Here is a 13,591-nt window from a genome sequence, read left to right on the forward strand (position 1 = left end):
GGGGCTAAACATATTTATAAGGTTATAGGTAATTACTTCTCGATACAATTTCTCTTGCATCTAAATCACACGAAGTGACAATAGGTAGTGTAACGAAGAGTAAAAATTTAAGATTTTTATCATAATATGTTTTTTAAATTAGGATTGCTCGTAAATACTGATTTTTTAAAAATGATGTCAGTTCGAGTGTTTTTATGAAGCAAAGCGGAGTAAAAAAGTGTCGAGAACTATTTTAGGAATAATTACTTCTCGATACAATTTCTTTTTGCATCGAAATCACTCGAAGTGATAATAGGTGGAATAAGATAGAGTAAAAATATGATGTCTTTGCAAAAAGAGATTATTCAATTTTGTATTGCGCATAAATACTGATTTTTTAACACACGATGTCAGTTCGAGTGTTTTTATGAAGTAAAGCGGAATAAAAAAGTATCGAGAACTATTTTAGTAATAATAAATATAACAGCTAATTTTTTTAATACACAAACCTTAACAAATATGCTGCGTTAGTGATTGAATGGTCTGTTTGAGCTCTTTTTTATTTTAGTTGGAGTTAATTTGTGAAGGATGAACAAATTGGTATCGAGAACAAAACTAAAAAAAGCGAGTAATGAAAAGCACGACACTTGTGGAACGCCCAAAAAGAAATTACCTTTGCAACTGTAAAATTAAGAAATGAAATACGCAAAAAACATATTAGAAACTATAGGTAATACACCATTAGTTCAGTTAAACTCTGTAACAAAAGAAATAGATGCTTTAGTTTTAGCTAAAGTAGAAACCTTTAACCCGGGAAACTCTATAAAAGATAGAATGGCGTTAAAAATGATAGAAGATGCAGAAGCAGACGGACGCTTAAAGCCAGGAGGAACTATTATTGAAGGAACTTCGGGAAATACAGGTATGGGATTAGCTTTAGCTGCAATTATAAAAGGTTACAAATGTATTTTTGTTCTTTCTGATAAGCAATCTAAAGAAAAGATGGATATTTTACGTGCAGTAGGAGCTGAGGTTATTGTTTGTCCTACGGATGTAGAACCTACAGATCCTCGTTCGTATTATTCAGTATCTAAACGTTTAGGATCAGAAACGCCTAATTCTTGGTATGTAAATCAATATGACAACCCAAGTAACGCATTAGCACATTACGAGCAAACAGGACCGGAAATTTGGGAACAAACTGAAGGTAAAATTACGCATTTAGTGGTTGGAGTAGGAACAGGTGGAACAATCTCTGGAACAGCTAAATATTTAAAAGAAAAAAATCCGAATGTGAAGGTTTGGGGGATTGATACTTATGGTTCTGTATTTAAAAAATACCATGAAACAGGTATTTTTGATGAGAATGAAATTTACCCGTACATCACTGAAGGAATCGGAGAAGATATATTACCAAAAAATGTGGATTTTTCAGTAATTGATGGCTTTACAAAGGTTACAGATAAAGATGCTGCGGTTTATACTCGTAAAATAGCAAAAGAAGAAGGTATCTTTGTTGGGAATTCAGCAGGTTCGGCAATAAAAGGAATGTTGCAATTAAAAGATCATTTTAAGAAAGATGATGTAGTGGTTGTTATATTTCACGATCACGGAACTAGATATGTAGGAAAGATGTTTAATGATGATTGGATGCGTGAGCGTGGTTTCTTGGAAGAAAAAGAAGTTGCTACAGCAAAAGATTTAATACAGTCACATATTGATAAGCCTTTAATAACTGTGCAAACAGAAGAATTGGTTTCTCATGCTATTGAGAGAATGCGTGATTTTAAAATATCACAAATTCCGGTAAGTGATTCAAAAGGTATTGTAGGTTCTTTAGATGAATCAGTTTTATTACATGCTTATATAGAGGATAAAAACATTGCAGATACGCCTATAAAAGAAGTAATGGGGGCAATGTATCCTATTGTAAAATTAACAGCTTCTGTAGATGAGGTTTCTAAGTTAATAACAAAAGAAAATCAAGCTGTATTAGTCGATTTAGAAAATGGTAAACATCATATTATAACTAAGTACGATATTATAAATGCTATTTAATATTACGTTGTTTTTATAACAACAAAATCCCACTCATACGAGTGGGATTTTTGTTTTTCAAATAATTCAAATAATTTACACAATGAAAACAGTTTACAAGGCTGTTTCCGAAACTTCTTTTACAAGTATTGTGCCATAAAGTGTTTTTCGTAATTTTTATGACTTAGTAATGCTATTTTTATTATTAATTAACATTTTCATCTATTTTATTTGTGATATCTTTAAAATAATGATGTAAAGGTATTAATATGTTGGTGAAATCAGCTAAATATTGATTTATCAGTAGGTGGCGTTGAGGTTGTTAGCTTAGAGGTTGTTGAAGAAAAAATAAAATTTCCTAAAAAGGGGTAATAGTTGTAATAAAAAAGTTATAAAACAAAAATTCCATTCATACGAATGGAATTTTATTAATCAATTAATTCAAATAATTTACACAATGAAAACAGTTTACAAGGCTCTTTTCATATACTTGTTTAATAAGTACTCTACAAAAGTAAATATAAAACTCAATAAATTCTTTGAATTTTAAATATTTGACATTTTTTTAACTTTAAAAAGTTAAAATGTTAAGGAATCATTAAAATTAGCTAGCATGTTTATGTGCTTTATAAGAAGATCTTACTAAAGGGCCACTTTCTACATACATAAAGCCCATTTCTAAACCTAAAGTTTCATATTTTTTAAACTGCTCTGGAGTAATAAATTCTTTAAGAGGTAAGTGTTTTTTACTAGGTTGTAAATATTGCCCAATAGTAATTACATCTAAACCTACACCACGTAAATCTTTCATAGTTTGAATAACCTCTTCTTCGGTTTCCCCTAAACCTAGCATAATCCCAGATTTAGTTCGCATTCCGTTATCTTTTAAATATTTTAAAACACTTAAGCTGCGATCGTATTTTGCTTGTATACGAACTTCACGCGTTAATCTACGAACAGTTTCTACATTATGAGAAACTACTTCAGGAGCAACCTCTATGATTCTGTCGATTTGTTTTTCGTTTCCTTGAAAATCAGGAATTAATGTTTCTAAAGTTGTATTCGGATTTGCTCTACGAATAGCATTTACAGTTTCTGCCCAAATAATAGAACCACCATCTTTTAAATCGTCTCTATCTACCGATGTTAAAACTGCGTGCTTAATACTCATTAATTTAATTGAGCGTGCTACTTTTTCAGGTTCGTCCCATTCAACAGTTTCTGGTCTACCGGTTTTTACACCACAAAAACCACAAGAACGAGTACATATATTACCTAAAATCATAAAAGTAGCCGTTCCTTCTCCCCAACATTCACCCATGTTCGGACAGCTTCCACTAGCACAAATTGTATTCAATTTATACTTGTCTACTAAACTTCTTAATTCCGTATATTTTTTACCTACTGGTAATTTTACACGTAACCATTTTGGTTTTTTTACTCTTTCTGGTAATGTTACAGATTCGTTTGCCATTGTAATCAAAATTGAAAAGCAAATTTACGAAGAAAAGCGTTATAAATTGGCTAAAAACCAAATACTAAATCCCACTAAAAAAATGATACCAACAATACTTAAGATACGTAAAGATAATTTTGGTTGATTTTTCTTGGGTGTATGTTTACTTGTAATAAGTATGTAATTTAAAATAGCATAAAAAGGTGCTGTTAAAAAAGATAAAACAGTAGCTATTTTAACTAAAAAGCCCATATCTGCTAAAAAGTATTTTAATATTATAAAAGTACCAGCAGCTAAGAAAAGTAGCCAAAACCAATAGTTAAACTTGTTTTTTTTATCAAACAATAGGTTTGATGTTTTTGTCATGGCTCTTGGTGAAGCATCTAGAGTTGTTAAAGTGGTGCTAAACATGGTTGTAAAGGCGGCAATACCTATAAATATATAAGAGTACTCTCCTAGGTTTTTAGTGTATAAGTTTATTAGTTGTGAAGCAAAAATAGTTCCTTTGCTAGAGAAAGATTCTCCTGATTGATACATAACGAATGCGCCAAGCATTACAAAACAAACACCTAAAAAGAATGTTGCGATGTAACCTACATTAAAATCGAAAATAGCATGTTTTGGTTTAATTTGCTCAAATGTTGTTTTGCTTTTTTCGACAGTCCATAAAGAGTGCCAAATAGAAATATCTAAAGGAGCAGGCATCCATCCTAAAAAAGCAATTAAAAAGGTGATTTGTGCCGTTCCGCTTGGTATTATTTGTTGAAAGTTAAATCCTTTTTCGGTACTAAATAAAGCTACGTTTACTGCAATAATGGTACTTATAATTAGTATAATTATAATATACTTTATTAAATTATCAAGTAGTTTGTATTTTCCGATTCCTAAAATAACAATACTAATACCCATTATTATTGCAGACCATATTACAAGATCGTTGGTTAAACCAAAAATAGTAGAAGCCAAACTAGCAGTAACAATTGTAACTGCCGCCTGAATGGTAAACATAGTTGCAAAATTTAAAATATAATAACTGATTAAAACACCTTTACCTAATTTTTTATAACCATCTAAAAGAGTTTCGCCTGTTGCAGCTGCATAACGCGGACCATACTGAAAGAAAGGATATTTAAAAATATTTACAATTAACAATGCCCAAAGTAATCCAAAACCAAAATCGGCACCAGCTCTTGTTGATTGCACTAAGTGAGACACACCTATAGCTGCACCAGCAAATAAAAATCCTGGACCTAGTGTGTTTAAAATAGATTTTTTCATGTAAAGATGCTGGGGATATTATTGGTGAAAGTCTTTTAGTAAAGATTATTTATATATATAATTTGAAAACTAAAATTATGGTAAGTTAAGACTTCTTTATTATTTCAGCTAATAATTTTTTAGCTCTCAGTAATTTAACCTTTACATTATTTATAGGTTCACCAATATTATCAGAGATTTCTTTATAACTAAGTTCTTGAAAAAAACGCAAATTTATAACCTCTTGATATTTTGGCTTTAACTTTTTTATATCTCTTAAAAGTTTCGCTAAATTTTGTTCTGTAATAATTTTATCCTCAGGAGAAGGAGAATTGTCAATAACTCTAAATGCAGCTTCTTCTTGTTCTTTAGTAGTTTCTGTTAAAATAGATGCTTTTTTCTTCCTTAAAGAATCAATATATACATTTTTAGAAATACTAATTAGCCAAGTTTTAAATTCATACGTTTCATTATAAGTATTAATTTTATCAAAAGCTTTAGAAAAGGTGCGAATTGTTATGTCTTCAGCCTCATTATCATTTTTTATTTTTGATAATTGATAATGATATACGCTGCTCCAAAAAGTGTCTAACAAAAAATTAAAAGAAATTTGATTACCTTCTTTTGCTTGGAGAATATGATTAAGTATTTTTTCTTTATTTATTTCCAATATATAGGTTTAGAAATTGTATTTGATAAATATAATCATTTAGCGCAATACCAAACAAATGTTATGCTCTAGCTGAAAAAGCTGTAAGGATAATAGAATAATTTATTTAATCTTTGTGTTCAGGTTCTGCACAAGTATCAAACTGATCTGGTGTTTTTCCGCAAAATCCACATGCTTCACCATTTTCATTTAACATTGGGTTCTGACTAGCACAAGTACCTGCAAATTCCCCATCTTTTTTTGCCCAAATCTTTATAGCGATTCCTGCAAAAGCTAATGCCAATAATCCGATAGTAACAAAAAATAATTTCATCTTATATAATTTAGTCTCGCAAAGATACGAATTCCCTTTTTTTTGAGAATTGCTTTATAAAAATAATTTTAAAGTAACTGATTTAATTAAATGATATTTACTTCAATTTCTAAATCTATAGAAAATATATCTTTAATGGTGTTCTGAATTTTTTGAGCTAATTTATAAATTTCTATACCAGTTGCGCCTCCATAATTAACAAGTACTAAGGCTTGTTTTTCATGTACACCATATCCACCAAAACGTTTTCCTTTAAATCCGCTTTTTTCAATTAACCAACCTGCAGGTATTTTTACAGTTTCTTTAGATATTGGGTAATTTGGAATTTCTGGATACTCTTTTTGAAGTTTAAGGAAAAGAGCTCTAGATATTACGGGGTTTTTAAAAAAACTACCGCTATTACCTATTTTTTTAGGGTCTGGTAATTTTGACTGACGAATGGTTATAATTGCATCAGAAATATCTTTAATGGTAGGGTTCGTAATGTTTTTTAATGCTAACTCTGTTTCAATAGCTCCGTAAGAAGAGTTAAGTTTATGCTGGTTTTTTGTAAGTTTAAAATTAACAGCAGTAATAATGTATTTTCCCTTTTGGATGTTTTTAAAAATAGAATTTCGATATCCAAATTCACATTCAGTATTCGAAAACTCAATTAATTTTCCTGTTTGTATTTCAATAGCTTCTACCCGTGTAATCGTATTTTTTACTTCTACACCATATGCGCCAATATTTTGAATAGGACAAGTACCTACATTACCTGGAATTAGAGATAAGTTTTCAAGACCTCCATAGTTTTGAGAAACACACCATAATACAAATTCATGCCAATTTTCACCCGCATTTACGGTTAAGTATACATCATTGTTGTTTTCTCTATCAATAGAAATTCCTTTCATATTAATGTGCACAACAAGTTTATCAATATTTTTGGTAAGCAACATATTACTTCCGCCAGATATTAAAAAAATATCTTTTTCTGTTTTTAAAAGCTGTTGTAAACTATAAAGAGAATCAATAGAAACAAAACGTTTGGCATTTGCATTAATACCAAACGTATTGTATTCTTTTAAAGGTATGTTTTCTTGAATGTTCAATAAATTATTTATTGTATTGCTCTAAAGCGATTTTTAATATTTCTACCGAACGTTTTAAATCTGTTTTATTTAATACATAAGCGATACGAACTTGGTTTTTACCTTCTCCTTCGGTTGAATAAAATCCGCTTGCAGGCGCTACCATAATGGTTTCGTTATTATGATTAAAATCTTCTAATAGCCATTGTGAAAACTTATCTGTATCGGCTACAGGTAATTCAGCAACACAGTAAAACGCTCCTTTAGGATTAGCAACTTTTACTCCTTCGATTTTTTGAAGTTCAGAAATTAAAGTATTTCTACGATCTTGATATTCTTCAATAACTTCATCAAAATAAATTTGTGGAGTTTCTAATGCCGCTTCACTAGCTAATAAAGCGTAGGTTGGCGGACTTAAACGTGCCTGGGCAAATTTAATAGCAGTACTAATAAACTCTTCGTTTTTAGAAACGATACAGCCAATTCTTGCTCCGCACATACTATAACGTTTAGAGACAGAATCGATCATAATAGCGTTTTGCTCTAAGCCATCTAAAGACATTATAGAGTTATGTTTTACACCATCATAGGTAAACTCACGATATACTTCATCAGCAATTAAAAACAAATCGTGTTTTAAAACAATTTGCTTTAGTTTTTCGATTTCTTCTTTGCTGTATAAATATCCTGTTGGGTTTCCTGGGTTACAAATTAAAATTGCTTTTGTTTTTGAAGTAATCAATTTTTCGAAATCATCAATAGAGGGTAAAGCAAAGTTGTTCTCTATTTTAGAAATTACAGGAACAACTTTTACTCCAGATGCAGTAGAAAATCCGTTGTAATTGGCATAAAAAGGTTCAGGAATAATAATTTCATCACCTGGGTCTGTAATACTACCAATAGTAAATAATAAAGCTTCAGAACCACCAGTGGTAGCTACTATATTATTAGCATTAACGTGTATATCATTTTTAGCATAGTAATTGGCTAATTTAGTTCTGTATTCTTCAGAACCTTCAGAGCGTGCATACGATAATACTTTAATAGTATTGTTTTTAACAGCATCAAGTGCAACTTGAGGTGTATTTATATCGGGTTGACCTATGTTTAAATGAAAAACGTTAGTTCCGTTTTTTTTAGCAGCTTCAGCAAAAGGCACCAATTTACGTATTGGCGATTGAGGCATAATGCTTCCTTTTCTAGAAATATGTGGCATTGTGAATAGAATTAGTTGTTTAAAAGGCAAATTTGCGAATTATTTTTCATTTAATAAACTTGTAGCACTGAAAGTTAATGGTTAAAAAAATCATAAAAAAATAAAATTGTAAATTGAAGATTGTATATTTAAAGCTAATCATTAATACCTTCTATTTGAGAAAATATATACTTTATATTATCGTTTCTTTTTTTTGCTTTACTCTTTATTCACAAGATAAATTTCAGTTTTTAGGACCAAACAAGAATAAGCAAGAGCTGTCATTCAAGTTAATAAATAATTTAATTGTTATTCCTTTAGAAATTAACGGGCATAAATTGTCTTTTATTTTAGATACAGGAGTGAATAAAACTATTTTATTTAACCTAACAGAAAAAGATAGTATTGGTTTAAATAATGTAGAGAAAGTATCGATAAGAGGTTTGGGAAGTGGAGAACCAGTAGAAGCTTTATTATCTAAAGGAAATAATTTTAGAGTTAAAAACATCTTAAGCTCAAATCAAGAATTATATGTTATTTTAAATGATGCCTTTAGTTTATCAGCAAAAATGGGAACGACCATTCACGGTATTATAGGCTACGATTTATTAAAAGATGTTATTGTAAAAATAAACTACAATAGTAAAAGAGTTACTTTTTATAACCCCAAAACCTATAAAAAATCAAAATGTAAAAAATGTGAAACTTTTCCGTTACAATTTTACAGAAACAAACCATATATAGATGTTAAAGTAAGAATTGATACTGTTAAAAACATAGAGACAGATGTAAAGTTATTGATCGATACTGGAGGTACAGACGCAATGTGGTTGTTTGAGGGTACTAAAGAAGCTATTAAAACTCCGATAAAACATTTTAAAGATATTTTAGGAGAAGGTATAAGCGGAACTATTTATGGAAACAGAGCTAAAATACCACATGTTTCTTTAGGTAAGTTTTTAATAGAGAAACCAACAGTTTCTTTTTTAGATTCTACATCAACTTTTAATGCACGTCGTTTTAAAGAACGTAATGGAAGTATTGGAGGTAATATCTTAAAGCGTTTTAAAATATGGATAGATTACCATAATAAAACAATTACGTTAAAAAAGAATGCTTCATTAAAAGATGGATTTTATTATAATATGAGTGGCTTACATATAATTTATGCTGGTCAAGAATTAGTGAAGCAAAAAGGAAAAACAAAAGTGATGGATTCTTATGGGAATAATCAATCAAATAAAAACAATGTTTTTTCTTATGTAGATACTTACTATTACAAATTTAAATCAAAATATAGCGTAGATAGAGTAGTTAAAGACTCTCCAGCTGAAACAGTAGGTCTTTTAAGAGGTGATGTTATAAAATCTATAAATGGTAAAAAAGCTTATGAGTTTGAGTTAAGTGAAATATCACATATTTTTCAAACAAAGCCTAATAGAAAAATAAAGATTAAAGTAGAAAGATTAGGTGTTAATTTAAATTTCGAATTTAGATTAGAAAAAAAGATATAAAAAAAGCGTCAATTTAAAAATTGACGCTTTTTTTATATTTAAAAGGATAGATTATTCACTATCACTCATCATAGTTTTTGATTTTGCAGGAGCTACATCTTTAGAAATAAAACCTTTAATTTTAAGCATTGTTCTAGATTTCTTAGCATTAGAAATTACTGTAATAGCTTTAGAAAAACCACCTGCTCTTTTAGTATCATAAGAAACTTCAATTTGTCCTTTTTGCCCTGGCATAATTGGTGCTTCAGGTTTTTTAGGAACTGTACAACCACAAGTAGACTTAATATCTTCAATAATTAAAGGAGCATCACCTACGTTTGTAAATTCAAATACACGTGTTCCTTCCGAACCAAGACCTACTTTACCGTAGTCTATAGTTTCAGTTTCAAATTTAAATTCTTGAGCGTTTACTGTTAATGCAATAAAACAAACAGCGATAATTGATAAAATTGTTTTCATAATTGATAAATTTAATTTAGGGGTTTAAACCACCACAAATTTAGGGTTATTTTTTTAGTTTTAAAAAAATCTACATCTTATTTTCTGTACCTCAGAGATAGTTGTATTTTTGCTTAATTGAATTTCAAAAATAATGCCAAAAAGCACAAAGCTTACTAATTTGGTTATAAAGATATAAAAAACAGATGAATATTCCATCAAAATATAATTCTAAAGAAGTAGAAGGGAAGTGGTACGATTACTGGATGAAGCATAATTACTTTCATTCTGAAGTAGATGATAGAGAGCCATATACAATTGTAATTCCACCACCAAACGTTACCGGAGTGTTGCACATGGGGCATATGTTGAACAATACCATTCAAGATGTATTAATTCGTCGTGCACGTTTACAAGGTAAAAATGCTTGTTGGGTTCCTGGTACAGACCACGCATCTATTGCTACCGAAGCAAAGGTTGTTGCTAAGTTAAAAGAGCAAGGAATTGATAAGAACGATTTAACTCGTGAGGAATTTTTAGCACATGCTTGGGAATGGAAAAATGAATATGGAGGAATTATTCTTGATCAATTAAAAAAGTTAGGAGCTTCTTGTGATTGGGAGCGAACTGCTTTTACAATGGATCCGGCATTGTCTGAATCTGTTATTAAAGTTTTTGTTGATTTATACAATAAAGGATTAATTTACCGCGGATATAGAATGGTAAATTGGGATCCTGAAGCTAAAACAACACTTTCTGACGAAGAAGTTATTCATATAGAAAAACAAGGAAACCTTTATTATTTAGAATATCAAATAGAAGGTTCAAACGATAAATTAACGATTGCAACTACACGTCCTGAAACTATTTTTGGTGATACGGCTATTTGTATCAATCCGAATGACGAACGTTTTACACATTTAAAAGGAAAGAAAGCAATCGTACCTATTTGTAATCGTGTAATTCCGATTATTGAAGATGAATATGTTGATATTGAATTTGGTACAGGATGTTTAAAAGTAACGCCTGCACATGATGAAAATGATAAAGTTCTTGGAGATAAGCATAAATTAGAAGTAATTGATATTTTTAATGACGATGCATCTTTAAATTCTTTCGGATTGCATTATCAAGGAAAAGATCGTTTTGTAGCTCGTGCAGCAATTGTTAAAGAATTAGAAGAAAACGGAATTTTAGTGAAAACTGAAGTTCATATGAATAAAGTAGGAACATCAGAAAGAACAAAAGCTGTTATTGAACCAAGATTATCAGATCAATGGTTTTTAAAGATGGAAGATTTAGCAAAACCCGCTATTGAAGCTGTTTTAGGAGAAGATAGTGAGGTTACTTTATATCCGAAGAAATTCGAAAATACCTACCGTCATTGGATGGAAAACATTCGTGATTGGAATATTTCTCGTCAATTATGGTGGGGACAACAAATTCCTGCTTATTTCTATGGAGACGGAAAAGAAGATTTTGTAGTTGCAACAACTATTGAAGAAGCAGTAAAATTAGCACAAGATAGAACTAAGAATACTTCGCTGTCGGCATCCGACTTAAGACAAGATGAAGATGCTTTAGATACTTGGTTTTCTTCTTGGTTATGGCCAATGAGTGTTTTTGACGGAATTAATAATCCAGAGAATGAAGAAATTAAATATTATTATCCAACAAACGATTTAGTTACTGGACCAGATATTTTATTTTTCTGGGTTGCACGTATGATTGTTGCAGGTTATGAGTATAAAGATGAACGTCCGTTCGAGAATGTTTATTTAACAGGTTTAGTGCGAGATAAAGAACGTCGTAAAATGTCTAAATCATTAGGTAATTCACCTGATGCATTAAAATTAATTGAAGAGTACGGAGCAGACGGAGTAAGAGTTGGTTTATTATTAAGCTCTGCTGCAGGTAACGATTTAATGTTTGATGAAGACTTATGTCAGCAAGGAAAAGGGTTTTCTAATAAAATTTGGAATACGTTCCGTTTGATAAAAGGTTGGGAAATAGATGCTAGTTTAGCGCAACCAGAAACAGCCAAAATAGGTTTAGAATGGTACGAAGCTAAGTTTCAAAAAGCATTAGTAGAAATAGAAGATCATTTTTCTAAATACCGTCTATCGGACGCATTAATGGCTATTTATAAACTAATTACAGATGATTTTTCTTCATGGTTATTAGAAATTGTAAAGCCAGGTTATCAGCAGCCAATTGATGCTAAAACATATAATGAAGTAATACAGGTATTAGAAAATAACCTAAAAATATTACATCCATTTATGCCATTTTTAACAGAAGAAATTTGGCAACATATTACCGAAAGAACTCCAGAAGAGGCTTTAGTAATTGCTTTATATCCGAAGTTAGAAACTGTAAATGAAGATTTAGTTGAGAATTTTGAGCTTGCTACAGAAATTATTTCGGGAATTAGAACGATAAGAAAAGATAAAAACATTTCTTTTAAAGAAGCGGTGGAATTATCGGTTGTAAATAACGAAAAATATACTACTGATTTTGATGCAATAATACAGAAGTTAACAAACGCTTCTATAATTAATTATGTAACAGATAAAGTTGAAGAAGCTGCTTCGTTTAGAGTAAAGTCGAACGAGTATTTTGTACCGATATCTTTAGAGAATATCGATGTAGAAGCTGAAATAATTAAGTTAAAAGCTGAGTTAAAAAGAGCTGAAGGATTTTTATTTGGAGTTCAGAAAAAATTATCTAATGAGCGTTTTGTGAGTAATGCTCCAGAGCAAGTAATTGTTATCGAACGAAAAAAAGAGGCTGATTCATTGGCAAAAATAAAAACGATTAAAGCTAGTTTAGCGAGTTTAAGTTAAAATATATTTAGTAAAAAATTAAAACCGCAAAGCAGTATGCTTTGCGGTTTTTTTAAGGATTAAAACCAGGTTAATTTTTATCAATCACATCACCAGAACCTATCGAGCTTGTATCAATATTTTTAGGATTTCCTTTATAATAAACACTTCCAGAGCCAACAATACTTGCTTTTATTTTAGAAGAAACAGTGGCTTGCACACTTCCAGAACCAGCAATACTTGCTTTTAAACTATTTGCATCTAATTCGTAAGCATTTACACTACCTGATCCAGCTATAGAACATTTAAAGTTATCAGTATTTCCTTTTAATTTAATATTACCAGAGCCACCAATTGATGTTTTTACAGTGTTAGCATTAACATTTGCAGTAATATTACCAGAGCCACCAATATTAAATGATGCTTCATCTGATTTTATACGTTTTTTAACGTTTATATTACCAGAACCTCCCAGCGAAACTGCATCAATACTTTCAAAAGGAATGGTGATAACTAAGCGTTCAGTGGTTTTAATATTTGTGTTTTCTTTAAATTGAACATTTAATTTACCGTTTTTTACTGTTGTTTCAATATATGGTAATATATTTTCTTCTCCTTCTAACGTTATTTTTCCTTCAGTTCCATCTACTAAATTTACTTCAAAAGAGCCTCCTACATTTACTTTGTCAAATTTATCTATCGATCTGGTTTTTGTAATTACGTTACCATTTCCTTTAATTTTCTTAGAGTTCCACCAACTTTGTGCGTTGATTGATATTGATACTAAGATTATAACAGTTGTTAAAAGTTGTTTTTTCATTGTATTGTTTTTTG

Annotated in this window: 11 protein-coding genes; 3 read left to right on the top strand and 8 right to left on the bottom strand. The window is 30.3% G+C overall.

What is annotated here, in order from left to right:
- Positions 1-675 precede the first annotated feature (675 nt).
- Positions 676-2,037: a pyridoxal-phosphate dependent enzyme gene (locus AC28QF_RS00330; RefSeq protein WP_488200341.1), complete on the top strand. Its 1,362-nt coding sequence runs from the start codon at positions 676-678 to the stop codon at positions 2,035-2,037.
- Between the two features lie 583 nt (positions 2,038-2,620).
- On the opposite strand, the gene lipA is transcribed toward AC28QF_RS00330, so the two are convergent.
- The 6 genes from lipA to AC28QF_RS00360 all read right to left on the bottom strand — a co-directional run bounded on the left by lipA (position 2,621) and on the right by AC28QF_RS00360 (position 8,001).
- Positions 2,621-3,490, bottom strand: a complete 870-nt coding sequence (lipA, locus tag AC28QF_RS00335; RefSeq protein ID WP_218772680.1) for a lipoyl synthase — start codon at positions 3,488-3,490, stop codon at positions 2,621-2,623.
- Positions 3,491-3,529: 39 nt separating this feature from the next.
- Positions 3,530-4,750: an Nramp family divalent metal transporter gene (locus AC28QF_RS00340; protein WP_488200340.1), complete on the bottom strand. Its 1,221-nt coding sequence runs from the start codon at positions 4,748-4,750 to the stop codon at positions 3,530-3,532.
- An 85-nt stretch (positions 4,751-4,835) separates the two neighbouring features.
- The gene (locus tag AC28QF_RS00345) at positions 4,836-5,399 is read right to left on the bottom strand and encodes an RNA polymerase sigma factor (RefSeq protein ID WP_488200339.1); all 564 of its coding nucleotides are present in this window, start codon (positions 5,397-5,399) and stop codon (positions 4,836-4,838) included.
- Between the two features lie 106 nt (positions 5,400-5,505).
- The gene (locus AC28QF_RS00350) at positions 5,506-5,712 is read right to left on the bottom strand and encodes a membrane or secreted protein (protein WP_488200338.1); all 207 of its coding nucleotides are present in this window, start codon (positions 5,710-5,712) and stop codon (positions 5,506-5,508) included.
- An 86-nt stretch (positions 5,713-5,798) separates the two neighbouring features.
- Positions 5,799-6,806, bottom strand: a complete 1,008-nt coding sequence (murB, locus tag AC28QF_RS00355) for a UDP-N-acetylmuramate dehydrogenase (RefSeq protein ID WP_488200337.1) — start codon at positions 6,804-6,806, stop codon at positions 5,799-5,801.
- A gap of 4 nt (positions 6,807-6,810) precedes the next feature.
- Complete coding sequence (locus AC28QF_RS00360; RefSeq protein WP_488200336.1) at positions 6,811-8,001, bottom strand: pyridoxal phosphate-dependent aminotransferase; 1,191 nt, start codon at positions 7,999-8,001, stop codon at positions 6,811-6,813.
- A 155-nt stretch (positions 8,002-8,156) separates the two neighbouring features.
- On the opposite strand from AC28QF_RS00360, the gene AC28QF_RS00365 reads away from it, so the two are divergent.
- Positions 8,157-9,494, top strand: a complete 1,338-nt coding sequence (locus AC28QF_RS00365) for a retropepsin-like aspartic protease (protein ID WP_488200335.1) — start codon at positions 8,157-8,159, stop codon at positions 9,492-9,494.
- Positions 9,495-9,545: 51 nt separating this feature from the next.
- On the opposite strand, the gene AC28QF_RS00370 is transcribed toward AC28QF_RS00365, so the two are convergent.
- Entirely contained in the window at positions 9,546-9,953 is a 408-nt protein-coding gene (locus AC28QF_RS00370; RefSeq protein WP_488200334.1) for a DUF1573 domain-containing protein, read from the bottom strand.
- Between the two features lie 185 nt (positions 9,954-10,138).
- On the opposite strand from AC28QF_RS00370, the gene AC28QF_RS00375 reads away from it, so the two are divergent.
- Positions 10,139-12,778 carry a valine--tRNA ligase gene (locus AC28QF_RS00375; protein WP_488200333.1) on the top strand — a complete coding sequence of 880 codons (2,640 nt, stop codon included), beginning with the start codon at positions 10,139-10,141 and terminating at the stop codon, positions 12,776-12,778.
- 70 nt (positions 12,779-12,848) lie between these two features.
- Here the strand turns inward: AC28QF_RS00375 and AC28QF_RS00380 are convergent, their stop codons facing one another.
- On the bottom strand, positions 12,849-13,577 hold the full coding sequence (locus AC28QF_RS00380; protein WP_488200332.1) for a head GIN domain-containing protein: 729 nt from the start codon (positions 13,575-13,577) through the stop codon (positions 12,849-12,851).
- Positions 13,578-13,591: the final 14 nt, after the last annotated feature.

This window comes from Tenacibaculum sp. M1.3A, from assembly GCF_057732375.1.